Consider the following 24238-nt stretch of genomic DNA (forward strand, 5'->3'; position numbering starts at 1 on the left):
TTAATTCCTGTTTTACCCTTAGATTTTCATCTACATCCAACTAAAATACAGAACTTACATGCCCTTGATTTGTATTTCTCTATATCAGTTGTTATTATAGCCTTTCGAAAATTCGTTGTCAACTCCTTAAAGTTCCAGCTGGTTTTTTACTAATGTATAGTACGCACCCTTCCTCTCGCTTAATTCCTTATGCGTACCCACTTCAACCACCTTCCCTTTTTCCAGTACAACTATCTGATCTGCATTTTTAACTGTACTTAAACGGTGCGCTACAACAATAACCGTCCTACCTTTGAAAAACTCCTGCAAGTTTTCTAAAATAACCTTCTCGTTGTTAGCATCAAGCGCATTCGTCGCCTCATCGAAAAAGATAAACTTTGGATCTTTATAAACTGCACGGGCAATAAGAATTCTTTGCTTCTGTCCTTGGCTCAGTCCATGACCTTCACCACCAATCTTTGTATTATAACCAAGTGGCAGCGAATCTATAAAATCAGCAATATTGGCAACGTTAGCAGCATGAAGCAATTTTATCTTATCAACCCTATCAACCCCAGGAGCAATATTATTTGCAATAGTGTCTGAAAATATGAATCCATCCTGCATCACCACACCACATTGCTCTCTCCAACGACTAATACTAAATGCAGTAAGGTTATTTTCTCCAATCCGAATTTCTCCTTTAACAGGTGGATAGAAACCAAGAAGGAGCTTAATAAGTGTGGTCTTTCCACTTCCCGATGTACCTACAATAGCTGTTTGTTTACCAGATTCAATTCTAATATTAATATCATCAAGCACCAGATTTGAGTCTGGCTCGTCATAACGAAATCCAAGATTGCTCAGCTCAATGCTTTTATCATCAGGTATATCATTAATCCGTGAATCTTCAATATCCTCTTCATCGTTTCGAAGGTGTATTTCGCCAAGCCTTTCAAGACTTATCTTTGCATCCTGGGTTAAGTTAAAAAATGATATCAGCTGGTCAATCGGGCTGTTTAGCTGACCTATGATGTACTGTACAGCAAGCATCATACCCAAAGACATATCACCATCCACCACGCTCTTCGCCGCTATTACAGTAATAAAAATGTTCTTAATCTCATTGATAAGGACAGCTCCACTTTGCTGGTACTGGCTAAGAGCAAGACCCTTTACACTTACCTTGAATAGTTTTGCCTGAATACGCTCCCACTCCCAACGTTTCTGCTGCTCACAACTATTCAGCTTAATCTCCTGCATTCCCTGTATCAGCTGAATTACATTGCTTTGGTTTGCAGCCATCTGTGCGAATCGACGGTAGTCTAACTCCTCTCGTTTCTTCATGAAAAGCCAAACCCAAAGGGCATAAATAGTACTTCCAAAAAGAAATATTGAGAAAATCATCACATTATAGTAAAGCAAAACTGCACCGAATATAACTAGATTGACCAGCGAAAACATTACATTCAGCGTAGTACCAGTCAAAAAACTCTCTATTCGCTTATTATCATTAATGCGTTGAATTAAATCACCAACCATTTTGGCATCGAAATAACCCATGGGTAGGCGCATCAACTTAACTAGAAAGTCAGATATAAGGGATATATTTATTCGTGTTCCTAAATGCAGTAGTATCCATCCTCTTATAAACTCAACTGACACACGACTAAGGGTTAGTACCATCTGAGCAATTAGCACAAGGTAAATAAAACCAATATTGCGGTTACCAATACCCTTATCAACTATACTTTGAGTTAGGAAGGGAAAAACCAATTGAAGTAAGCTACCAAGAATTAGCCCAAGTAAAAGTTGGGTTATTAATTTTTTGTAGGGACGAAGGTAGTTGAACAGGAAACGGAAACTCTTCTTATTAGGTTTTTCGTCTTGTGCCGAATAAAAATCAGGAGAGGCCTCAAGAAGTAGTGCCACACCACGCTTTTCGCCTTCCTCAACAGTCGAAACCCAGCAACGAACAAATTCTTCACGAGGGAAACTCACTAGTCCACCACCAGGATCCGAAACATGAACAATCTCTTTACCCTTTTTTCCTGTAATATTATAAACAACAACAAAATGGCTCTGATTCCAATGAACAATGGCTGGTAGAGGTGCCTCTTTCAACAACTGCTCAAAGCTGATTTTAACCCCCATTGTACGAAAACCGATGCTTTCGGCTGCACGGCTAATTCCAAGCATACTAACCCCCTCGCGGGTTATATAGCAACGCTCCCGTAAAGTCTGAATATTATAATGCTTACCATAGTATCGTGCTACAATCCTTAGGCATGTTGGACCGCAGTCCATTGCATCGGGTTGGTGGTAGTGGGGGAAAGACATCAGAAACTAAAATTAATTACTTATTTGATAATAATTATTTTACAAAAAATAAAATTGTTTCAACTCTAAAACCTATTATATTAAACAAAAATAGAATTAAATGAATTAAAACAGAGATTTTGAGTGGATATTTAATATAAAAAAAATTCTCTAACTTTCAATATCTTTGAATATAAGACACTTATCCAAACATTTATCGCTAAAAAACCTGTCAGGTTCCTTTTCCTGACAGGTCTAAAAATATAATATCGTTAAATGCTATTTATTCTCAATTCTTACCAATACTTCATCAATCATACCATAATCCTTTGCTTCCTGGGCAGTCATCCAGTAATCACGATCAGAATCTTTTTGAATTCTCTCAAATGGGTTACCTGAATGTTTAGCTACTATATTATAAAGTTCATCACGCAGTTTTAAAATCTCACGAGTGGTGATTTCAATATCTGAAGCTTGTCCCTCTGCTCCGCCCATTGGTTGGTGAATCATTACCCTTGAATGTGGAAGAGCTGTTCGCTTACCTTTTGCTCCTGCAGTGAGTAATACAGCTCCCATTGATGCAGCCATTCCTGTACAGATTGTTGCCACATCGGAACTTATGTACTGCATTGTATCGTAAATTCCTAGTCCTGCATAAACAGAACCACCCGGTGTATTAAGGTAGATTTGAATGTCTTTGGATGGATCCGAAGATTCAAGGAAAAGGAGTTGAGCTTGAATAATATTTGCAACATCATCATTTATTGGAACTCCTAAGAATATTATCCTATCCATCATAAGGCGCGAGAAGACATCCATGGTTGCGATGTTAAGCTGGCGCTCCTCGATAATAGTTGGAGAGATATAGTTACCATGCATAGATTGAAAATTATGCAGTGTTAAACTACTAATTCCACGATGCCTGATGGCATACTTTTCGAATTCACTATTTTTTTGGCTCATATATTATGGTTTTTATTTTAATGGTTTCAAAAAAAAATTATTTGATGTAAATTCAAAGATAAACCCTTTTTTTTAATGTTGGTTTTTAAATAACAGCAATGAGGTTAAATAGTTTTAAAAAAAAGACCGATAGATTTATCTCTACCGGTCCAATTTTATTAATCATCAATCTTTATTTAAGATTGTTAAACTCATCCGTGGTTACTTCCTTCTCATCGAGTTTAACGGCCTCTCTTATCACTGCAACAGCCTTATCTTCAATGAGTTTTTCTTGGATTCTTCGCTTTTCACCATCTTTCTTCAAAACGCTATCGGCATAGCTAACTAAATATTCATCTGGCATCTGGCTCATACCATAAGATGCGAATTGATTACGTGCAAAATTCATGGCAAATCCGTGAATCTCTTCCTCGGTAACGGTTAGGTTGTTCTCCATAGCAACCTTATCTCGAATTAGCTGCCACTTTAGATCTTTCTCAAACATAGGAAACTCCGTTTCGATCTGCTCACGAGTATGTTTCCCTTCGTTTACGGCAACTAACCAACGAATTAAGAAATCTTTTGGGAGTTCAATCTTAAACTTCTCAATCAATTTATCTTTTAAATCTATTAATAAACGATAGTCACTCTCGTGTACAAGGTTTTTGCTTATCTCCTCATCCAATTTGCTATTGAACTCTTTCTCGTTATTTATTACTCCTTCTCCATAAACCTTATTAAAAAACTCCTGATTTAGTTCTGCTTTTTCAAAAGTCAACGTTTCGGTTACAGTTAGCTGAAATTGAGGTTCAACATTGGTTAATTTTTCTTTGGCAATATGAAGTAATGCTGCTCTATCCGCAACATTTGGGAATGATTTTAACGTATCAATAGTAACAACATCCCCAGCCTTTAAACCAATTAACTTTTTTTTCTCATCCTCATTGGCCACCAAAGCGATTGAGATTGAAGCACCTTCAACAAAAACGCCACCCTCCTTTGGAGATTCATCTGGGTTAAGCTCATTTAGGGTTGCTTTAACCAAATCATTTTCTGCAGTAATTTCTACAGGTTTGTAACTTCCATTCCTACGACGATAGCTATCGGAGTATATTTCGCGAAGTTTATCATCAACTTTAATAGAATAGTAGGGAATTTTATCGCGCTTACTAAATTTTAATTCAAACTCAGGAACTAAACCAAGATCGAATGCAAATTCAAAATTTTCCTCTGTATCCCAATCTATTTGTTTTTGTTGTTCGCTCGGTAATGGTTCACCAAGGATATTCAACTTTTGCTCAACAAGGTACTTAGAAAGTGATTCTGAGATTATCTTATTTACCTCATCTACAAGAATGGGTTTACGATACAACTTATTGATAAGAGATGTTGGAGCGTGCCCTGGTCTAAAGCCTTTAATAGTCGCTTTTTTACGATAGTCTTTTAGCGTCTCCTCCACTTTAGGATCATAGTCTGCCTTATCAATTTTAACTTTTAGCACTGCGTTCAGCGCATCTATTTCTTCCTTTAAAATATTCATTAACTAATTCATTTAGATTACTTAACTCAAATTTTGTGATAAATGATTGAAACCTGTTTAAAAAATCAGTGACATAACACTGAAAATCTTTATCGTTCTGAAATACAATTTTGTAATCAATTTTAAAGCTGACAAAGGTAGAAAAATGAGATATAAGAAACAAATGATAAAAAAATGATTTCAAGAACCATTTTTCTATCACTACAACAGTTTGATTTTATGTTATTTAATATTTTTTTTTCAAATTGTAAAAAAAACCGTGTCACCTTTTATGGTTTATGGAATATATAGATGAAGGGTCATTCTACTTAATAGACAAATTGGTATTTATTAAGAGTTTTAAAGAAAATCTATAGTTGAATGCAAAGAATGAAATGGACTTTTTAAGTTGATTAATAGATACTTAATTTTTTTCTATTAGACTTTAAGGGCTTATAATTTTTCAAGATTAAATTTAAAAACTCACACAAGAATAAATCTAAAGAGTAAACATATAGATTAAGAAAACACAACTAACAAAACTCCGGAAATTAATAAATCAAAACCAATGATTGATAGAAACACTCAACGATTAATTGAAAAGCTAATAGATGGCTCAATTAGTAAGAAAGAGGGTCAAACTCTATCGAATAAAATTGAAACGGACGTTTCATTAAAACGAGAATTTGAACTTAGAAAAGAACTAGAAACTATTGCTGCCGAAGAAGAAATTTTTCAGTTAAGACAAAAACTGCAATTAGTGGCTGCCTCGACTTCTAATTCTCTCGTCAATAGAGGTCATACCTTTAAGAAAGGTAGTATTAGGAGATATTTATACTATGCAGCTGCACTTTCTGGTATTACTTTAGGAGGATGGGGTGCTTTAACATTGACCAATAAAACAGTTGATCCAACAAGGGTTTATCTTGATAACTTCCAACCTTATCCAGCAGTTACTGTTGTCCGCTCTGGAGGTGAATTAAATCTAGATAGTATCTTTTTTAGTGCAATGCTATCATATCAAAAAGGAGATTACAATTCAGCAATCGTTGATTTCAAAAAAGTTATTGAGATTAATCCTAATGCATTTACTGTTCAGTTCTATTTAGGGATTACCTATATGGAATTGCTTGATTTTGAAAAAGCACATGAAAATTTAATTGCAGTTGCAGAATCAAATTCTCTTTTTAGAGATCAAGCACTCTGGTATTGCGGACTTTGCTATTTAGGTGAATTTAAGGTTGAAAAAGCGAAAACGATTTTCTTAAACTTATCAAATTCAAATTCTCCTCTTGGGCAAAAGGCAACTAACCTTCTTAGAGATTTATCTAATGGATAAAAATTAATTTTCAAAAAATGATTTACCAATTAACGGTTTCGGAACCGATTTTCCATAACTGAACTATAAATTACCGCCATGAAAACAGAATTACTCGAAGGTGTTAAGGAAAGAGAAAAAGATCTAGCGTCTTTTATCCTAAACAAAAGTTATGAAAGAATTAATTACTTTGAATCTGATGGAATTTTAACTTACATCGTTCTTGAAGATGGTTCACGAGTTAAAATTGACTTGTTTTTACATCAACTCGAAAAAGTATTATCCCCAAAGGTTTTTTACCGCTGTGGATGGTCTTTCATCGTTAACCTTACAAAGATTCATGAATACTGGGTATTAGAATATCCTTTTTTGGTAATGGAGAATGGAGAAATTATACCAGTTCCTCAATCAGAAAAAGATGCTATTAGCGGGTTGATTTCAAGAGAGTTGATAATGAGGAAGGATTAGGTTTTTTCTTAAATACGTTAAAATCTTTATCTTCTTTTAAACACACTGAGGAAAGTGATTCTTTTTGTGTTTATATGGGAATTAGTATTTCTTGTTAAATATTTAATGTGCAATTATAATTATTCGGACTTAACAAATTCTGTTTTTGTTTTTATTCGTGATAACGCCTGATTGATTTTTTCTTCAGGCGTTATTATGTTGTAATCACCCCAAAATGATTCATCAAAACTAAATTTAGAATCAACAAGTATTGCATTTGTTTTAAAAATCTCTTCTCTATTGAACTTAACTACGTTTAATGTATCAATTTGGCAACTAGCAAGTTCTAAAAAAACTTGAAAATCGTTGGAAAAAAGGTGGTATCGTTTTTTATATCTAATGCTTAAATCACCGCGAATATGGTTGATATAATATTTCCCATTCCAAGAACTATAATAAATTGAGTAAAAAATCTTTTCTGGCGTTACATTAAACTTTCTACTTCTCTTTACTATAAAAAGATCATCAGCATTCCTTAAATACTTGGGATTTACCTCAAAATCAGCCTTAAGCAAAGCAAAATTTTCCACATCAATGTAAAGAACTCCTTTGAAAAGAGGTTCGGTAATATTTTCTTTCTGTTCAAATGCTATAACATAAACATTACGTGAGTCTAAAGAAACAATATCCTCCTTTGAATAATTATAACTATCCGTATACTCTGGATCAATAAAATCAGGAATGTTTTTAACTAAATCTAAAGTCAAGCAACTTCTTATTCCTGCTTTAATTTTAAGCACCAATGTATCGTGCTGGTCGATGTTAACAATTTTTCTAGATTTGAGAAGTTTAACCTGATCTGATTCAAAGATTCTATAATATGGTGATTTATAAATTTTCATAACCGCTTCGGAATAGTTTAAATATTTGCTATTCTTTAAAACACCTTCCCTATAAAAACTCGTCATGTAAACTGATTCACCACTATAGTTTACCGAACGGTTACGAAAAACTTTATATACTATATCTCGAGGATCAATATTTCGAATAATTACCTCTTGAAGTGATATATATTCTGTTTCTAAATAAATATCGGCCTTTTGATCAACAAGCAATCTTACAGGTATATATTGGCTTTTATATCCAAGATGTGATATTGTTAATTGTGTGTGTTTTAAAAATGATGGTATTCTCAAAGTAAAAAATCCATCATAATTACTTACTGTTCCAATATTTTTTTCGGCAATACCAACAGCAACAAAGGGTAACGGTTTTTTTGTTAATTTATCAAGTATTAGCCCATTAATACTTATTGATAGTGTAGAATCTTTCGTTACCGATTCATTTTCAATTTTTTGAACCTTTTTTCTATATACTAGAATATGCTTTTCGATAACTTTAAAATCAAGAGTATTATCAGCAAGTACTTCAGAAATAATCTGTCTAAGTGTTTTATTATCAGCATTAATTGTTACTATTTTGTCGTTATCAACTAGTCGACTGTCATAAATAAAGAAATACCCTGTTGCATCTGTAATTTGATTTAACAGGTTATAAATAGTATTCCTTTGCTCCTTTATTATGATTTTTTGATCAAGAACAGGTTCTTGGGCATAAACTTGATTTATTGAATTCCCTGAAAACAAAAAAAGCAGAGTTACCGAAATTATTCGGTAATAAACTGCTTTATGAATGGCATTCGATTTTACTATATCTCTATTTTTCAATAGGTTTAATAATTATGGTTGAATCAGGAGTTTCTTCAACCTCTAAGTTAAGCGATAAGCAAATAAGCTCAGTTATGGTTTTGAGTGAATTATTATAGAAAGTAACAGTTAATTTTCTTTCACCAAGTAATTGGTTTTGTAACTGAATGCTTGTTTTATAGTTTTTATTAATCACCTTAATAATATTACTTAAAGATTCATCTTTAAACTGCATTCTTTGTGTTTTCCATAAAAAATAGGCGGAATTGTTATTGACGACCTTAACAAGATGGTTATTACTTGTAGATATTTTCTCACCAGGAAGTACAATCTGTGTTTGAGAGGGGTCGCTTTTTAATGTAACTCGAACCTTTCCTCGTTCAACTACAAGTTCAAATTGGTTACTATTCAATGTTTTTACATTAAAAGCGGTTCCTAAAACTTCAACAATAACTTTTTCGGTCTCAATTCTAAAAGGTTTTTGGGGATTAGATGTGATATCGAAAAAGGCTTCTCCCTTTAGGTTAACTTTTCTTTCTTTTGTGTCAAACTCGGAGGGGTAAGAGAAAGTTGTATTATTTGCCAAATAAATAACTGAGCCATCTGTAAGTGTCTGAATTAGAGTATTTGAATCACCGCCTGTTTGTAAACTTATCAGATTGGTATTACTTTTGGTAATTGAATAAAACGAAAGACCTGCAATAACCATCAATGTAACAAATGAAGCAGCCCACTTAGCCCAAGTAGGAATTACTCTATGTTCAATAATTCTATTACTAGGAATTAGATCTTCTGTGTTTAATCTGTTATAAAGTGTTTGCCAACCTTTATTGGTGTCAACTTCTTTCTTTTTTTGGTAACCTCCTATTTGCTCCCACTGTTTCTTCATCTCTTCAATAAGGTTTTTGTTTTCAGGAAAAGTTTCGATTTGTTTTTCGAATTGAAAAACATCTTCATTGCTCATCTCTCCTGCAAAATATCTAGCAATGAGCTCGAAATCTTTTGTATTATTTATATCTAGTTTCATAGTAGTCGGATTAATCCGTTTAGCATACCAGCTCATTGTAATGTTTCAAATTCTTTCGAAAAAGCTGTAAGGCTTTACCCATATTTGCTTCAACGGTTTTTATAGAAATTGATAACTTCTCAGCAATTTCATTATATTTCAACCCCTCGAATCGGCTTAGCTTAAAAATTTGGCGACACCTTTCGGGTAATTCGTTTAATGTAACTTCAATAATCTCGTTTAATTCGCTTACTTCAAGTTCATTTGATTCAAAACTTGCTTCGGAACTATTTGTTTCCTTAAAGTTTTGTTCGTATTTTTTCACAACCCTTAAATGCTCCAAATACTTTAATGAATTATTTCGTATTGCACGAAACATATAGGATTTTATTGAAATCTGAATATTCATCGTTTGCCTGTTTTTCCAATAGTTATAGAAAAATTCTTGGACTATCTCTTCTGCCAAATCCATATCCTTAAGAAACCTAAATGCATAATGACAAAGCGGTGAGTAGAGTGATTTAAAAAGCATTTCAAATTCTTTTAAATCGTCCTGTTTAATTCTTGTCTGTTTCAAAAATCCCGCTAGTTGCATCGTACGTTGTAATGTTTGATAATTGTAAAGGTAATTCTTTTATATTATTTGCTAAAAAAACACGATTAAAGCTATCCCGTTAAATCCAATCTAATTTTGAAAACCCAACTAAAAAACCCCACATGCAATGTATTTATTTTGCTTTTACTTACCATGTGGGGGTTTATCTATCACTTTTCCATATACTTTAAATGTTTAACGAGATAGCTTTAATTTAAAATTAATTTTGAATTACTGTTTTTTAAATCTTTTATTGAATTTATTTATCGCTGATTGAATAGATTCATCGGGTACTATAGTATTGTATTCACCCCAGTAATCTTGGTCGAAATACTCATTTACTTTATCAGCAAACACTGTGTATTGTTTAAACGATTCTTTCATTGGGAATTTTTCAATATTATCTGATTTTCTTTCAGTTACTGCCATTTCAGACATTACTGTATAGGTAGTTTTAAATATTCTTTTTTTCCAATCGCATGAAAACTTGACTTCATTGCGAACATAATTTATGTAATACTTCCCATTTTGTTCTTTGTAGGTTACCAAGTAGCTGGTGTTTGATGGAATGAATCTTAAACCCAAGGGTTTCTTCTTAACAAAACTTTGTGCAGCTTTAATTTCATCTTTTAAATCGAGACTAAACTCAGCCATTGTTATAGCTTTACTATCTTTTGATATATATATTTTGCCGAAGTAAAGAGGATACTCAAGAGTTACAATTGGTTGAAATCCTATTACATAGTTCATTTTACCGTCAATATTAACCATGTCCAGATATTCGTATTTATAATAATCGATGCTCTCTTTAGAAAGTAATACATCTGGATTCTTTACAATATCAAGTAGTAACGAAATATTTGGACCACCAACAAGCTTTACAGTAAGGGTATCAAATTTTTTAACATTCGTTCCTTTTCTTCCCTTAAATATTTTTACTCTATCAGAACTATAACCAGAGTTATAAGGTGCTTTATATATATCAATTATTGCTTCAGAAATTGATACATAATCTCTACGTTGTTTAATTGTTTCACGATAAAAACCAGTAAGTAAGTTAGGATCTTGGCTATAGTTATCCTGAATACTGCCAATAGCCTGAAGAACAAGACTACGAGGATCTTCTGGTTTTACAACAAGTTCCTTTAATTCAATGGAATAGGGATCAACAAAAAAGGTTTGTTCTCCCTGAGGGTTATCAACTACGCTAAATTTCTTATTCACATAACCTAAATGTGATACTTCGAATTCGGGTGCATTCAGTGATTTTTGTACTTTAAGAGTAAATTCCCCATCCGAATTCGATACGGTACCAATATTAGTTCCTGGTACAGAGATACTCGCAAAAGTAATTTTTTGCTTTGTTTTAGAGTCTTTTATAACACCATTTACAGTAAAGAATGTGGTGTTGTTCTGAGCATATGAATAGCTAAATCCTATTATCAGGAGTGCTATAAAGCTCAACTTGGTAAATCGCTTAATAAAAGTATTCATAATTTTTATATTTAAATTGTTAAACATTGAATTTCAACCTTCACTTATAAGACCGCAATCCAATAATATACCCTATTTTTTCCTGTTTTTATTAATTAAGCTGAATATTAAACACCTAAACAACTCTTTATAAGTGAAGGTTAATTTATCTTAGAAATTTCAAAAATAGGTAATGAGAAAAAGGAGTCCTCATATTGCAATATTCAATTATATCGCTATTTAAACTAAAATTATTAACTTGTAAAAGTTCTTCAATTAGTTATTGACCATAAAAATTGTATGTATGAAAATTTACCTTATTGGTTTTATGGCAAGCGGAAAAACAACCGTTGGGCTTGAATTGGCAAAAACACTCAATTATGAATTCATTGACCTTGATGTATATATAGAACAAAAGTATAATAAAACCATTAAGCAAATTTTTGAACAAAAGGGAGAAGATCATTTTCGAACTCTTGAAAATGAGGCACTGCGTGAAGTTTCTTCAATTGATGGTAATATTCTTATTGCTTCAGGAGGGGGTACTTCCTGCTTCTATAACAGTATTGATTTTATGAACAAAACGGGATTAACCATTTATATTAAGGTTGATGTTGGGGAATTGGTCTCTCGGCTCATAGAATCAAAGACAGATCGTCCTTTGCTTTGGGGGAAAACGCCCCAAGAACTTAATGATTATATTTTAAGGGTACTTAATGAACGAGAAAAGTATTACGAAAAAGCAAAAATTACTATTGAGTCTTCAAATATTAGTATTGACCAACTAGCACAAACTATCAATGCAGCAATTGGTTAATTCTTTTATATTATTATTTTTTTGAATGCAAAGTTTACTTCTGATTTTTATCGATTTGGTTTAAACCTACAAAATTCTTAAAATTTTAAATATGGCGAACCTTGAAACAACCTACATGGGGTTGAAGCTCAGAAACCCTCTTATTGCAGGCAGCTGCGGTCTTACAGATTCCTTAACGAACATTAAAGCAATTGCTGATAATGGGATTGGTGCAATTGTCATTAAATCGATGTTTGAGGAGCAAATTCATATTGAGACTGAAAAGTACATAAAAAATGGGCAGGGTAATGTTAACACTTCAACAAAAACTGCCGATAATCTTATTGGTAAAAGAATTTACGATTACGACGAGGCTTACTCATATATATACGATTATGCCAAGAACAATACTTTAGAAAAATACCTATCGCTAATAAGTGAGGCAAAGAAAAGTATCGACGTTCCAATTATTGCAAGTATAAACTGCGTTTCCAACTATGATTGGCAGTCATTTGCAAAAAGAATTCAGGATGCAGGTGCAGATGCACTTGAACTGAATATATACATCCTTCCATCCGATTTCCGCCGAAGTGGTGATGAAAATGAAAATGTATACTTTGATATAATTAATGAGGTTAAAAAGTTTATTACAATACCCTTTGCTGTTAAGATTGGTTACTATTTCTCATCACTTGCTCAAACTGTTCAAAAACTTTCGGAGACAGGCACAAAAGGATTGGTTCTATTTAATAGACCATACAACACTGATATCGATATTGAAAAAATCAGCTTATCCGCTGGAAACATTTATAGTTCCGATTTTGAATACAACCATACGCTTCGGTGGATTTCGATACTATCGGGGAAAATAAGTTGTGATCTTTCCGCATCAACTGGCGTTCACAACTATGAAACTGCGATAAAAATGTTACTAGCTGGAGCAACCACGGTACAAATGGCTTCTGTTTTTTATAAGCACGGATTTATAGTAGTAGGTGATTTTCTTGCAAGGATGAACGATTGGATGAATCGGCACCATTTCAATAGCATTTCTGATTTTAGAGGAAAACTAAGCAAGAATAACCTTGAAAACCCCGCTGCAATTGAGCGAGTTCAGTTCATGAAACTTTATTCTGGTATTGAATAATTTGTTTCTTTAAATATTTAGCCGCTCTGCTTTTTAGGCAGGGCGGTTTTTTATTGCTTTAATTGACAGTATAAAAATTATTTAGCCTTGAATTTTTGTAGCTTTACAAAAAAATCCCAAAGGATTCAATCCTATTATATTCCTAAAAACAAAACCATCAATTAAGAACATATACATTGAGATATTTTTTACATATTGGGTATAATGGATTCAACTACCGTGGATGGCAGCGACAACATGAAGTATTAAGCATTCAGGAAGTACTTGAAACAAATCTTAGTAAACTCCTGAAAACACCTATTATCTGCTTGGGTTGTGGGAGAACAGATGCTCAGGTTCATGCAAGCCAATATTTTTTCCATATGGACGTTGATAAAGAGTGGGATTTTGACCTCATTTTCCGTTTAAATAAAATGCTTTCGGAGGACATAGCCATTTTTGAAATCATTCCAATGGAGGGTTATCCCCATGCTCAATTGGATGCAATAAAACGAACATACGACTATTTTATTCACACATACAAAGATCCTTTTTTAAGTGGACTAAGTTCTTATTACCCACTAAAAAATCCAAATCTCAGTAAAATGAAAGAAGCCACTAATCTGCTTCTCAAGTACAACGATTTTGGAGCATTCTGTAAAAGTCCTGATAAAAATCCAAGCAATGTTTGTAATGTAACATCTGCAATACTATTCTCTGATAAGAACGGTGATAGACTAAGGTTTCAAATTTCATCTAACAGATTTTTAAAGGGTATGGTAAGAATTATTATCAAAAAAATTATGGAGGTAGGTACAGACGAACTCAGTTTAGATGAATTTGAAAGTTATCTCGCTCTTAAAAAAATCCCCTTAAAAACAGTTCCAGCATACCCTCAAGGGCTTTACCTTTCCAAAGTCACATACCCCTTTCTCGATATACCTCCTAGAACAGAATTCTCCACCATCTTTCAGAATAAGGTAGACAATACATGGCTACAATTGTAATGGAATCTACTGAAATTCAATTCCATTAATTCAGTTACGTTTTTTATCCATTTTAACCATTTAATTATTAGGTATTAATCCCTCGTTTGATTGAAGATTTAAAGTTTTTCATCGAACAAAAAAGCCTATTGGTGTGTTAAAATAAGCATTAAACAAAAGTTCCAATTTTATAGGATTTTCATAAACCCATTCGGAAGATTTACAGTTTTTTGTCAATAAATAATTTGCGATCAAAATTTAGCACCATAAATAAGTACTATGCAAACTTTATTAACAATTGTTTTCTGGCCTTTTCTAGTATATACTTTTATTGTTTTAGTTATTGTTGGTGTAATGATTGGTCTTTCTTACGTTTTAGGCGAACGCCATAACGATAAACTAACCAATGAACCATACGAGTCAGGAATACCACCCACGGGGAATGCACGCCTTAGATTTTCATCCCATTTTTATTTAATCGCGATATTCTTTGTGATATTCGATCTCGATGCCGTTTTTGTTATGGCTTGGGCCGTATCATTTCGTGAACTTGGAATTGCCGGGTATATAGGAATTCTGGTATTTATTGCAATCCTAATGGTAGTACTATTCTATGAATTAAGTATTGGTGCACTTGATTTTGGGCCAAATGGCAAACGTATTCTGAAGTTTAAAAACAAACTGACAAAATGAATTGGACACTAAATAAACCTAGTGATATCATTCAAAACCCCGACAATGCTATTATTGATGCAGCAATTCAGCGTTCAATTTTGTTTAGTCGCTTAGATGATATGGTTGCCTGGGGTCGTAAAAATTCTATTTGGCCTTTTGCATTTGGCCTTTCGTGCTGTTTTGTTGAAATGGCCACTTCAATCACGAGCCGTTACGACATCGCTAGGTTTGGGGGTGAAGTTATTCGCGGAACACCACGCGAAGCGGATTTGATGATAATTGCCGGAACTGTTTTTATTAAGATGGCGCCTATCATTAAAAGGCTTCATGAGCAGATGATGGCTCCTAAATGGGTTATATCAATGGGTTCGTGCGCAAACTCTGGTGGAATGTTTGATATCTACAGCGTTGTTCAAGGTGTGGATAAAATAATTCCTGTTGATGTTTACGTTTCGGGCTGCCCTCCTCGCCCCGATGCTTTCCTTGAAGGATTATTGCTTCTTAGAGAATCAATCGATAAGGAGAAACGACCATTGAGTTGGGTTATTGGTCCACAAGGAATAACAAGAGCGGAGAAGATATCTCAACGGGATTTAAAGACCGAGGAGCGAATGAAAGTTGATAAACTTAGACCAATGGATGAGGTGTAACCTTTATTTTAAGAAATATCTTATATTATTAGTATCTGTCTTTAATGTAAGATTTTTTTGAATTGAGAACAAGGAACAACGATTAACGATTTATGAAATATGCATAATCAAATGTTTTATTACTACTTCTAAAATCAAAAATCGTTAATCAATATTCGTAGATTATTTTATAAAGCATATTGAATAAGTATCAACTCAGGCTGATTTACCAATAATAAAGTCATGAACGAAGATTTATCCCTATTCTCCGATTTAAAAAACAAATTCACCGAAGGTGCTATTATATCAATGCAAAGCACAGCCGATGAGATACAAACAATTTGGATAAATAAGGATTTTATTGTTGATATTTTAAATTATTTAAAAAATGGGCTACTTCAACCATACCAATCACTCTATGATTTAACCGCAATTGATGAACGAAGGAGAAACAATCGTCAAGGTCAACCAGAAAGCGATTTTACAATAGTTTATCATCTCACCTCGTTCGAGTATAATAAAGATCTCAGAATTAAAACACCTCTTTTAGGTGAATACCCTTCAATACCAAGTATTACTGGTGTATGGGAATCGGCAAATTGGTACGAGCGAGAAGTTTTCGACCTTTTCGGCATCACATTTATTGGGCATCCAAATCTTCGTCGAATTTTACTTCCAAAATCGTGGAAGGGGCATCCATTGCGAAAAGAGTATCCTGCACGGGCAACAGAACTAGATCCATACGTTCTCACAGATCAGATGCAAGAAATTGAAGACAACGATTTAAAGTTCAACCCTGCTGAGTACAGCTTAAAAACAAAAGCTGAGGATACCGATTTTATGTTTCTGAATATTGGTCCACAACATCCTGGAACACACGGATTGTTAAGGCTTGTGCTGCAACTTGATGGTGAGGATATTGTTGACATAATTCCTGATATCGGATTTCATCATCGTGGTGCAGAGAAGATGGGCGAGCGACAATCGTGGCATTCTTACATTCCTTATACCGACCGTATTGACTACCTGGGCGGGGTGATTAACAATCTTGCATATGTTCTATCTGTAGAAAAATTATCAGGTATCGAAGTTCCTGATAGGGTAAAGTTTATTCGTGTTATGATGTGCGAACTATTCCGCATAGCAAGCCATTTGGTATGGTTGGGAACCTATGCACAGGATTTAGGTCAGATGTCGCCTGTGTTTTTTGCATTTAATGATAGAGAGAAGATTTTTGATATTGTTTCAGCAGTTACTGGCGGTAGAATGCACCCTTCGTGGTTTAGGATTGGTGGGGTTGCACACGATTTGCCCAAAGGATGGGAAAAGATGGTTCAGGATTTTGTAAACTATTTCCCCAAAAGGTTGAAGGAGTTCGAGAAAACAATAATTCAAAATAGAATATTCAAAGCACGAACTATTGGAATTGGTGCATACACCACTCAAGAGGCCATTGAATGGGGAATCACGGGTGCTGGATTAAGAGCTACTGGATATAATTTCGATTATCGTAAAAAGCGACCATATTCTGGGTATGAGAATTTCGAATTTGATATTCCCCTAGGAAAAAATGGCGATTGCTTCGATAGATCCTTGGTTCGTATGGGTGAAATGCGTCAGAGTTTAAGAATAGTTGAACAGTGCGTAAAGAATATGCCCGCAGGGCTATATAAATCGGAGCACCCATTAACTACACCTCCGTTAAAAGAACGCACAATGCAAGATATTGAAACATTGATTACACATTTTCTTGGTGTTACCTGGGGTCCAGTTATTCCAGCAGGAGAGGCAATGGTCCCAATTGAGGCAGCAAAAGGAAGTAATGGTTACTATCTTATTAGCGATGGTAACACCTCTGCGTACCGTTCACGAATCCGCACCCCTTCGTTTCCGCATTTGCAGATGCTTCCTTTAATTAGTCGTGGTTATACAATTCCTGATTTGCTTTCGATTTTAGGTGCGCTTGATTTTGTGCTGGCGGATTTGGATAGATAGAAAAATGTGACAATTTGAAGATTTGAGAATGAGAAAATTTGAAAATGATGCACCTTGATCTTGCATTACTTGTGAAAAATCATTCTAGGTAAATAGAAAATATACTTGTACAAAGATTATGTTGAGCGAAAAAGAAAGAGAAGAGATACTTGAAGAGACCAAACTCTATCCATTCCCAAAAGCAGCATGTATTGATGCTTTAAAAATTGTTCAACATCACAGGGGGTGGATATCGGATGAAGCAATTGCTGATATAGCATCGGAATTGTCCATGTCTAAAGATGAGGTTGATGGAGTTGCTAGTTTTTACACTCGCCTGTATCGAAAGCCAGTTGGAAGGAATGTGATTTTAATCTGCGATAGCGTCAGCTGTATGATAATGGGTTATGAATCAATCTACGACTATATCTCAAAGAAACTAGGAATTAAATTTGGTGAAACCACATCCGATGGACGGTTTACGCTTATTCCCAATACATGCTTGGGCGATTGCGACCATGCTCCGGCATTAATGATAAATAACGATCACTACAATAATCTAAGCATTGAAAAGATTGACTCAATGCTCGAAAAATATCAGTAGTTTATTATGGAGACCCCACTAACTAAATATATCAAGCCAAATCAAGCCCCCCTAGATCTAAAGGAGTATGAAAAAACGGGGGGATACGAGGGTGTCAAAAAAATTCTTAAGGGGATGTTGCCCGATGATATCATTGGTCTTGTAAAAACATCGAATCTATTGGGTAGAGGTGGTGCTGGTTTTCAAACTGGGCTCAAATGGAGTTTAGTGCCAAAGGAAAAGGATGTGGCTGGAGTCCGCTATCTAGTAGCCAATGCCGATGAAATGGAGCCGGGCACTTTCAAAGACAGATATCTTCTGGAAGGAAATCCTCATCAGCTGATTGAAGGAATGATTATTGCCTCGTATGCAATTCAAGCCGAAAAGGCATATATTTTCATGCGATGGGCTTATAAGAAGGCAGAGGTCATCATCAAAAAAGCAATTGAAGAAGCTTATAGTGCAGGATATCTTGGAAAAAATATTTTGGGTTCGGGTTATAACTTAGATTTACATCTTCATACAAGCGCTGGGAGGTATATCTGCGGTGAAGAATCTGCCCTGCTGAATGCCCTTGAAGGAAAAAGAGGAATACCACGAGCAAAACCACCCTTCCCCGCAACTAGCGGATTGTTTGGTCAACCAACGGTTATAAACAATGTAGAAACACTCAGTTGGATACCTCATATCATCGAAAATGGTTCTGATTGGTTCATTAAGCTAAGCACATCGGGTGAAGGAGGAACTAAACTTTACGGAGTAAGCGGGCGAGTCAAGAAGCCCGGTCTTTGGGAGTTACCGCTTGGAACAACAATTCGTGAGATAATAGAGGATTATGCAGGTGGAATGCAGGATGGCTATCAGCTAAAAGGAATAATTCCTGGTGGAGCATCAACTGATTTTCTTATTGCAAGTCAGATTGATACAAAAATGGATTTTGCGTCTGTTAGGGCAGCAGGGAGTAGACTTGGTACAGGCACCATGATGATTCTTGATGATAAAACCTGCCCAGTTGCATTTATTCATAATCTAATTAAATTTTTTGCCAAGGAGAGTTGTGGTTTTTGCACACCATGCCGCGAAGGTCTACCATGGGTTGAAAAGGTCTTGATGAAATTCGAGGAGGGTAATGCAACTCTTAAAGACATTGAAATACTTGAATTTCATACCAAATATCTTGTCCCTGGCAATACCTTCTGTGCACATGCTCCGGGTGCAATGGAACCACTCCAAAGCGGTTTAAAATATTTCAAAGATGATTTTTTACGGCATATTAACGAGAAACACTGTCCATGGAGGTAGTAATGGTAAAAATTCAAATTGATGGAACAACATACGAGGTAAAACCCGGTAAAAATCTACTGGAAACATGCCTTTCACTGGGTTTTGATATTCCATACTTTTGCTTTCATCCTTCCCTAGGTTCTGTGGGTGCTTGTAGACTTTGTGCCGTAAAGAAATATGCAAATTCCAACGATAAAACTGGTCGAATTGTAATGTCGTGCATGGAACCTGCTGTTGATGGGTTGATTATTTCAGTGGCAGATCCCGAAGTTAAGGCTTTTAGAGCATCTATTTTGGAGAGCCTAATGACAAATCATCCGCACGATTGCCCTGTTTGCGATGAGGGCGGCGAATGTCACTTGCAGGATATGACCGTAATGACTGGTCATAACTATCGCCGATTTGATTTTAAGAAGAGGACTCATAAGAATCAAAACCTTGGCCCTTTTATTCATCACGAGATGAACCGATGTATTCAGTGCTATCGCTGTGTAAGGTTTTATAGAGATTATGCAGGAGGGAAAGATCTTAATGTATTTGGATCTGCAAATAATGTATACTTCGGAAGGCATGAAGAGGGAACGCTGGAAAGCGAGTTTAGCGGAAATCTTGCAGAGATATGCCCTACAGGGGTATTCACTGATAAAACTCTCAAAAAACATTTCACCCGTAAATGGGATTTAACCAATGCTCCATCAATATGCGTTCATTGTAGCCTCGGGTGTAATACCATTGCAAGCGAACGCTACGGTTCATTACGAAGAGTTGTAAGTCGTTATAATGGAGATGTTAATGGATACCTGCTCTGCGATAGGGGCAGATTTGGCTATGAGTTTGTAAACAGTACCAAAAGGATTAAAAATCCTCAGATACGCCAATCGAAAGGAAGTGCGCTTGAAGTAAAAGAGGTTAATGAAATTATTCCGAAACTTTCAGAAGCATTAAAAAGTAAAAGTCTTGTTGGCATTGGTTCTCCTAGAGCTTCGCTTGAAGCAAACTTTGCACTCTCAAAATTAGTTGGTACGGAGAATTTCTATCATGGGATTTCCGATAAAGAATATCATCTCACAAAACTTTGTCTTCAAATCCTAACCAGCAATGCAGTTCACTCACCTTCATTGAAAGAGGTTGAAAAGGCAGATGCAATCTTTATTCTTGGTGAGGATGTGACCAATACAGCACCAATGCTAGCCTTAGCCATACGTCAAGCCACTAGAAATAAATCCATCGAAAAAGCCGAAAAAATTGGAATTCCAAAATGGAATGATGCGGCTGTTCGTGAATTGGCACAAAATATTCACAGTCCATTGTTTATTGCTTCTCCCTATTTCACAAAACTCGATGAACTTGCTGAAATTACCTATAGAGCGACATCAGAAGATATTGCAAGACTAGGATTTGCGGTTGCTTCGTATATTAGTAACGATGCTCCTTCTGTAGATAATTTGAATATTGATATTCAAAATCAAGCCAAGAGAATTGCAGAAGGACTCAAACAGTCCAAGAATCCTCTAATTATTATTGGTGCTCAAGGAAATGAAGAGATCGCTCATGCCACAACAAATATTGCTCTGGCTCTAAACTCAATCGATAAAAAAATATCTTTAAGTATTGCCCTACCTGAAAGCAACAGTATGGGTTTAGGTATGATGGAAGGTAAGCCATTTGGAGATCTTAGGATTGAAAACGATACGACTCTAGTTATTCTAGAAAATGACCTATACCGAAGGGTCGAAAAGTCAATAGTTGATGATCTTTTAGAAAAATGCCAGAATATAATTGTTCTTGATCAACTAATGAACAATACATCAGCAAAGGCCAATATTCTAATGCCCACAGGCACTTTTGCTGAGTCAGAAGGAACACTAGTAAACAATGAGGGTCGTGCTCAACGTTACTATAGCGTCTTTCCCGCAGTTGAACCAATTAGGGAAAGTTGGCGTTGGGTTGTTGAACTCATGAGAATTCAGGGTAAACCAGAAGGTAACTCATGGCAAAAGTTTGATGATGTTGTTAATTCAATGGCTGTTTCATATCCTATTCTCTCGAAAATTAAAGAACATCTACCAAATGCTGAATTCAGAATGTTCAACGAGAAAATCTCAAGACAAACTATGCGTTTTAGCGGTAGAACTGCGATAAATGCGAACATCAGCGTTCATGAGCAAAAACCACCACTGGATGCTAATTCTCCTTTGGCCTTTAGCATGGAGGGATATCAAGGAGTTCCGCCATCATCGCTAACACCATTCCACTGGGCTCCAGGGTGGAATTCAAATCAGGCTGCAAATAAGTATATGGTCGAACCGAATGGTGAGTTAAAGGGTGGAAATCCGGGTATTCGGTTAATAGAGAGTACAACTAGTCAACAACAATCATACTATAAAAGCATTCCTCAACCTTTTAAACCAAGCGATGAGGGATTATTTATTGTTCCTGTTCATCAAATTTTTGGCTCAGAGGAACTGAGTTCAAATGGGGAGGCATTGTCAAGTCGCATTCCTGAGCCATTTATCAAAATCAACCTAAAAGAGGCAACAAGGTATAGTATAAAAGGTAATGATACGGTTCATCTCACCATGGAAAATATTGATGTTTTAGTTAAAGTTGATATTGATGCTAGCATTCCTGATGGTATTGCAGGTATCTCTTTTAATCTGCCGGGGATGCCATTTATTAGTTTGCCTAAACTGGGAATAATAAAAAAATGAATTAATGAATCCAGTATAAAAAAATAAATAATGCCACCAAAACACCAACACACAAAAAACCACAAAGGGCTTAAAATAAATGAATTAAATTTGGTGATGTTTTGTGTTTTAGTGTTTTGGTGGCAAAAATTTATACTGAACACATTGATTAAAAACTAAACCATGGAATATATTTTCATTATCGCAGGGGTTTTGCTAATCGTACTAACAATAGCTGCCGGATTAATATGGGTAGAACGTAGGCTTCTTGCACTTTGGCAGGATAGATATGGCCCCAATAGGGTTGGTCCATTCGGGCTATTTCAGGTGCTTGCAGATATGATCAAGATTTTCTTTAAGGAGGACTGGATACCACCTTTTGCCGACAAAGCGGTATTCGTTATTGCTCCGGGAATACTAATGATTACAATCCTTCTAACATTTGCAATAATTCCTTTTACTGATAGCTTTTTTGTTCTTGATTCGAACATCGGTCTTCTTTTCTTTTTAGGGAATTCATCGCTTGGAGTTTATAGTATTGTTCTTGGTGGCTGGGCATCGAATAATAAATATTCGCTTTTAGGATCTATCAGAGCATCTGCCCAGATGCTTACCTATGAGGTATTTATGGGTCTTTCGCTAATGGGAATTGTGATGATGTCCGATAGTTTTAATCTCCGTGAGATTGTTGAAGCCCAAAGAGGTATGTGGTTCGTTTTTCCTCAGTTTATCGGGTTTGTTGTATTTCTGATTGCTGGAGTTGCAGAAACACATCGAACGCCTTTTGATATACCCGAAGCTGAGGGCGAATTGGTTGCTGGATACCATTCCGAGTATTCAGGGATGAAGTTCGGGATGTTCTTTGTAGGAGAATATCTAGGGGTAACCTTAATATCCGCATTAATTGTCACTCTATTTTTTGGAGGTTGGTTGGGCCCATCATTCCTACCACCAGCATTTTGGTTTTTCTTCAAAACAGCATTTTTCATCTGCTTCTTTGTTTTATTGCGAGCATCTTTGCCCAGACCTCGCTATGATCAACTGATGGATTTTGGGTGGAAGATATTACTACCATTGGTTTTATTAAATGTTTTGGTTACAGGGGCGGTTATACTGTACCTACAATAAAAAAAGTATAATAGTATGTTCAGCATATTACGAAGTATTTGGTTAACATTTCTGCACGCTTTTCATAAACGTGAAACGGTTGGCTATCCTGAGAAAAAGCCATACCTGCCACCTCGATATCGAGGGAGAATAGTGCTAACACGCGACTCTGACGGGAATGAAAGATGCGTGGCGTGTAATCTTTGCGCAGCAGCATGTCCTGTTGATTGCATATCGTTACAAGCAACTGAGGATGAGAACGGGAGAAGATATCCCGAATTCTTCCGAATTAATTTTTCACGCTGCATTTTCTGTGGTTTATGTGAAGAAGCCTGTCCAACCTATGCAATACAACTTACACCCGATTTCGAATTGGGTGAATACGATAGGCAGAGCATGGTTTATGAGAAGGAACATCTACTAATTAGCGGCGAGGGCAAGTATCATGGGTATAATTTTTACAAAAATGCGGGGGTTGACATGGGTGTAAAAGCAAAGGGGGAAGGTGAAAACGAAGAACCTACTGTGGATTTAAAGAGTTTATTAAAGTAAAATACAATTACTAATGAATACTATCTTTTACATTGCAGGTGCAATAGCATTGCTCTCTTCAATTCTAGCAATTACCAATCGAAATGCAATTCATGCGCTTATATATCTCATACTCTCCCTGCTTTCTATATCAGTGATATTTTATATTCTCGGAGCACCCTTTATTGCTGCACTTGAAGTAATTGTTTACGCAGGTGCAATTATGGTGCTTTTCATTTTTGTTGTGATGATGCTGAATATCGGATTAGAAGAGGAACTGGAGAATAAATGGCTAAAACCCCGCATGTGGATTCTACCCTCAATAATTGCAGCAATTCTTCTTGCAAATTTAATTTATGCACTAAGGGTTTTGGAACATCAAACGGTTACTCCTCAGATAATTCAACCCAAACAAATAGGTATTTCACTTTTTACAACATATCTGCTTGCCGTTGAACTATCCGCAATACTATTGTTAGCGGGTATTATCGGTGCGTATCATATAGGAAAACAGAAGAAAAAAATTATACATCGATTTTTAAAAAAATAGAAT

The 24238-nt window shown here is 35.4% G+C and carries 21 protein-coding genes; 14 read left to right on the top strand and 7 right to left on the bottom strand.

Translation table 11 applies throughout. The features are described 5' to 3' along the window. Window positions 1–126 precede the first annotated feature (126 nt). The 3 genes from HOO91_08905 to tig form a co-directional block, all read right to left on the bottom strand. Entirely contained in the window at window positions 127–2319 is a 2193-nt protein-coding gene (locus HOO91_08905) for a peptidase domain-containing ABC transporter (GenBank protein ID NOU17664.1), read from the bottom strand. A gap of 258 nt (window positions 2320–2577) precedes the next feature. Then, window positions 2578–3261 (bottom strand): ATP-dependent Clp endopeptidase proteolytic subunit ClpP, encoded by a 684-nt coding sequence (gene clpP / locus HOO91_08910; GenBank protein ID NOU17665.1) that lies wholly within the window; start codon window positions 3259–3261, stop codon window positions 2578–2580. 172 nt (window positions 3262–3433) lie between these two features. Beyond that, a complete protein-coding gene (gene tig, locus HOO91_08915) occupies window positions 3434–4780 on the bottom strand; it encodes a trigger factor (GenBank protein NOU17666.1) in 1347 nt (448 codons plus the stop codon). A gap of 547 nt (window positions 4781–5327) precedes the next feature. On the opposite strand from tig, the gene HOO91_08920 reads away from it, so the two are divergent. Together HOO91_08920 and HOO91_08925 are read left to right on the top strand one after the other, a co-directional pair. Continuing rightward, a complete protein-coding gene (locus HOO91_08920) occupies window positions 5328–6098 on the top strand; it encodes a tetratricopeptide repeat protein (GenBank protein NOU17667.1) in 771 nt (256 codons plus the stop codon). A 78-nt stretch (window positions 6099–6176) separates the two neighbouring features. Beyond that, window positions 6177–6545, top strand: a complete 369-nt coding sequence (locus HOO91_08925; protein NOU17668.1) for a LytTR family transcriptional regulator — start codon at window positions 6177–6179, stop codon at window positions 6543–6545. 119 nt (window positions 6546–6664) lie between these two features. Here HOO91_08925 and HOO91_08930 read toward each other — a convergent pair whose 3' ends face one another. The 4 genes from HOO91_08930 to HOO91_08945 all read right to left on the bottom strand — a co-directional run bounded on the left by HOO91_08930 (window position 6665) and on the right by HOO91_08945 (window position 11325). Further along, on the bottom strand, window positions 6665–8251 hold the full coding sequence (locus HOO91_08930) for a carboxypeptidase-like regulatory domain-containing protein (protein ID NOU17669.1): 1587 nt from the start codon (window positions 8249–8251) through the stop codon (window positions 6665–6667). Further along, on the bottom strand, window positions 8241–9257 hold the full coding sequence (locus HOO91_08935) for a FecR family protein (GenBank protein NOU17670.1): 1017 nt from the start codon (window positions 9255–9257) through the stop codon (window positions 8241–8243). The genes HOO91_08930 and HOO91_08935 overlap by 11 nt, the downstream gene beginning before the upstream one ends. A gap of 19 nt (window positions 9258–9276) precedes the next feature. Beyond that, on the bottom strand, window positions 9277–9813 hold the full coding sequence (locus HOO91_08940) for an RNA polymerase sigma-70 factor (GenBank protein ID NOU17671.1): 537 nt from the start codon (window positions 9811–9813) through the stop codon (window positions 9277–9279). Between the two features lie 249 nt (window positions 9814–10062). Beyond that, window positions 10063–11325: a carboxypeptidase-like regulatory domain-containing protein gene (locus HOO91_08945; GenBank protein ID NOU17672.1), complete on the bottom strand. Its 1263-nt coding sequence runs from the start codon at window positions 11323–11325 to the stop codon at window positions 10063–10065. 283 nt (window positions 11326–11608) lie between these two features. Between HOO91_08945 and HOO91_08950 the strand changes: the two genes are divergently transcribed. The 12 genes from HOO91_08950 to nuoJ all read left to right on the top strand — a co-directional run bounded on the left by HOO91_08950 (window position 11609) and on the right by nuoJ (window position 24235). Then, on the top strand, window positions 11609–12121 hold the full coding sequence (locus HOO91_08950) for a shikimate kinase (protein ID NOU17673.1): 513 nt from the start codon (window positions 11609–11611) through the stop codon (window positions 12119–12121). A 91-nt stretch (window positions 12122–12212) separates the two neighbouring features. Next, on the top strand, window positions 12213–13247 hold the full coding sequence (locus tag HOO91_08955) for a dihydroorotate dehydrogenase-like protein (GenBank protein NOU17674.1): 1035 nt from the start codon (window positions 12213–12215) through the stop codon (window positions 13245–13247). A 176-nt stretch (window positions 13248–13423) separates the two neighbouring features. Beyond that, window positions 13424–14233: a tRNA pseudouridine synthase A gene (locus HOO91_08960; GenBank protein NOU17675.1), complete on the top strand. Its 810-nt coding sequence runs from the start codon at window positions 13424–13426 to the stop codon at window positions 14231–14233. A gap of 258 nt (window positions 14234–14491) precedes the next feature. Further along, window positions 14492–14905, top strand: a complete 414-nt coding sequence (gene ndhC / locus HOO91_08965) for an NAD(P)H-quinone oxidoreductase subunit 3 (GenBank protein ID NOU17676.1) — start codon at window positions 14492–14494, stop codon at window positions 14903–14905. Next, window positions 14902–15537, top strand: coding sequence for an NADH-quinone oxidoreductase subunit NuoB (nuoB, locus tag HOO91_08970; protein ID NOU17677.1), 636 nt, complete (start codon window positions 14902–14904; stop codon window positions 15535–15537). Before ndhC ends, nuoB begins: the two co-directional genes overlap by 4 nt. Window positions 15538–15759: 222 nt before the next feature. Further along, window positions 15760–17511, top strand: coding sequence for an NADH-quinone oxidoreductase subunit C/D (gene nuoC, locus HOO91_08975; GenBank protein NOU17678.1), 1752 nt, complete (start codon window positions 15760–15762; stop codon window positions 17509–17511). A gap of 118 nt (window positions 17512–17629) precedes the next feature. Beyond that, window positions 17630–18094 carry an NADH-quinone oxidoreductase subunit NuoE gene (gene nuoE / locus HOO91_08980; protein NOU17679.1) on the top strand — a complete coding sequence of 155 codons (465 nt, stop codon included), beginning with the start codon at window positions 17630–17632 and terminating at the stop codon, window positions 18092–18094. Window positions 18095–18100: 6 nt separating this feature from the next. Further along, on the top strand, window positions 18101–19375 hold the full coding sequence (nuoF, locus tag HOO91_08985) for an NADH-quinone oxidoreductase subunit NuoF (protein ID NOU17680.1): 1275 nt from the start codon (window positions 18101–18103) through the stop codon (window positions 19373–19375). Between the two features lie 2 nt (window positions 19376–19377). Beyond that, a complete protein-coding gene (gene nuoG, locus HOO91_08990; GenBank protein NOU17681.1) occupies window positions 19378–22068 on the top strand; it encodes an NADH-quinone oxidoreductase subunit NuoG in 2691 nt (896 codons plus the stop codon). 162 nt (window positions 22069–22230) lie between these two features. Then, window positions 22231–23175 (top strand): NADH-quinone oxidoreductase subunit NuoH, encoded by a 945-nt coding sequence (nuoH, locus tag HOO91_08995; GenBank protein NOU17682.1) that lies wholly within the window; start codon window positions 22231–22233, stop codon window positions 23173–23175. A 15-nt stretch (window positions 23176–23190) separates the two neighbouring features. Next, window positions 23191–23706: an NADH-quinone oxidoreductase subunit NuoI gene (gene nuoI / locus HOO91_09000; protein NOU17683.1), complete on the top strand. Its 516-nt coding sequence runs from the start codon at window positions 23191–23193 to the stop codon at window positions 23704–23706. A 13-nt stretch (window positions 23707–23719) separates the two neighbouring features. Beyond that, entirely contained in the window at window positions 23720–24235 is a 516-nt protein-coding gene (gene nuoJ / locus HOO91_09005; protein NOU17684.1) for an NADH-quinone oxidoreductase subunit J, read from the top strand. The last annotated feature ends 3 nt before the right edge of the window (window positions 24236–24238 follow it).

The organism is Bacteroidales bacterium (assembly GCA_013141385.1).
GTDB lineage: Bacteria > Bacteroidota > Bacteroidia > Bacteroidales > Tenuifilaceae > UBA8529.

What these genes read in the sequence shown, in the direction of transcription:
- nuoG (NOU17681.1), top strand. Translation starts at nt 19,378, where the DNA reads ATGGTAAAAATTCAAATTGATGGAACAACATACGAGGTAAAACCCGGT.
- nuoC (NOU17678.1), top strand. Translation starts at nt 15,760, where the DNA reads ATGAACGAAGATTTATCCCTATTCTCCGATTTAAAAAACAAATTCACC.
- nuoB (NOU17677.1), top strand. Translation starts at nt 14,902, where the DNA reads ATGAATTGGACACTAAATAAACCTAGTGATATCATTCAAAACCCCGAC.
- tig (NOU17666.1), bottom strand. Translation starts at nt 4,780, where the DNA reads ATGAATATTTTAAAGGAAGAAATAGATGCGCTGAACGCAGTGCTAAAA.
- nuoF (NOU17680.1), top strand. Translation starts at nt 18,101, where the DNA reads ATGGAGACCCCACTAACTAAATATATCAAGCCAAATCAAGCCCCCCTA.
- HOO91_08935 (NOU17670.1), bottom strand. Translation starts at nt 9,257, where the DNA reads ATGAAACTAGATATAAATAATACAAAAGATTTCGAGCTCATTGCTAGA.
- nuoJ (NOU17684.1), top strand. Translation starts at nt 23,720, where the DNA reads ATGAATACTATCTTTTACATTGCAGGTGCAATAGCATTGCTCTCTTCA.
- HOO91_08945 (NOU17672.1), bottom strand. Translation starts at nt 11,325, where the DNA reads ATGAATACTTTTATTAAGCGATTTACCAAGTTGAGCTTTATAGCACTC.
- HOO91_08920 (NOU17667.1), top strand. Translation starts at nt 5,328, where the DNA reads ATGATTGATAGAAACACTCAACGATTAATTGAAAAGCTAATAGATGGC.
- nuoI (NOU17683.1), top strand. Translation starts at nt 23,191, where the DNA reads ATGTTCAGCATATTACGAAGTATTTGGTTAACATTTCTGCACGCTTTT.
- HOO91_08950 (NOU17673.1), top strand. Translation starts at nt 11,609, where the DNA reads ATGAAAATTTACCTTATTGGTTTTATGGCAAGCGGAAAAACAACCGTT.
- HOO91_08925 (NOU17668.1), top strand. Translation starts at nt 6,177, where the DNA reads ATGAAAACAGAATTACTCGAAGGTGTTAAGGAAAGAGAAAAAGATCTA.
- nuoE (NOU17679.1), top strand. Translation starts at nt 17,630, where the DNA reads ATGTTGAGCGAAAAAGAAAGAGAAGAGATACTTGAAGAGACCAAACTC.
- clpP (NOU17665.1), bottom strand. Translation starts at nt 3,261, where the DNA reads ATGAGCCAAAAAAATAGTGAATTCGAAAAGTATGCCATCAGGCATCGT.
- HOO91_08955 (NOU17674.1), top strand. Translation starts at nt 12,213, where the DNA reads ATGGCGAACCTTGAAACAACCTACATGGGGTTGAAGCTCAGAAACCCT.
- HOO91_08905 (NOU17664.1), bottom strand. Translation starts at nt 2,319, where the DNA reads ATGTCTTTCCCCCACTACCACCAACCCGATGCAATGGACTGCGGTCCA.
- nuoH (NOU17682.1), top strand. Translation starts at nt 22,231, where the DNA reads ATGGAATATATTTTCATTATCGCAGGGGTTTTGCTAATCGTACTAACA.
- ndhC (NOU17676.1), top strand. Translation starts at nt 14,492, where the DNA reads ATGCAAACTTTATTAACAATTGTTTTCTGGCCTTTTCTAGTATATACT.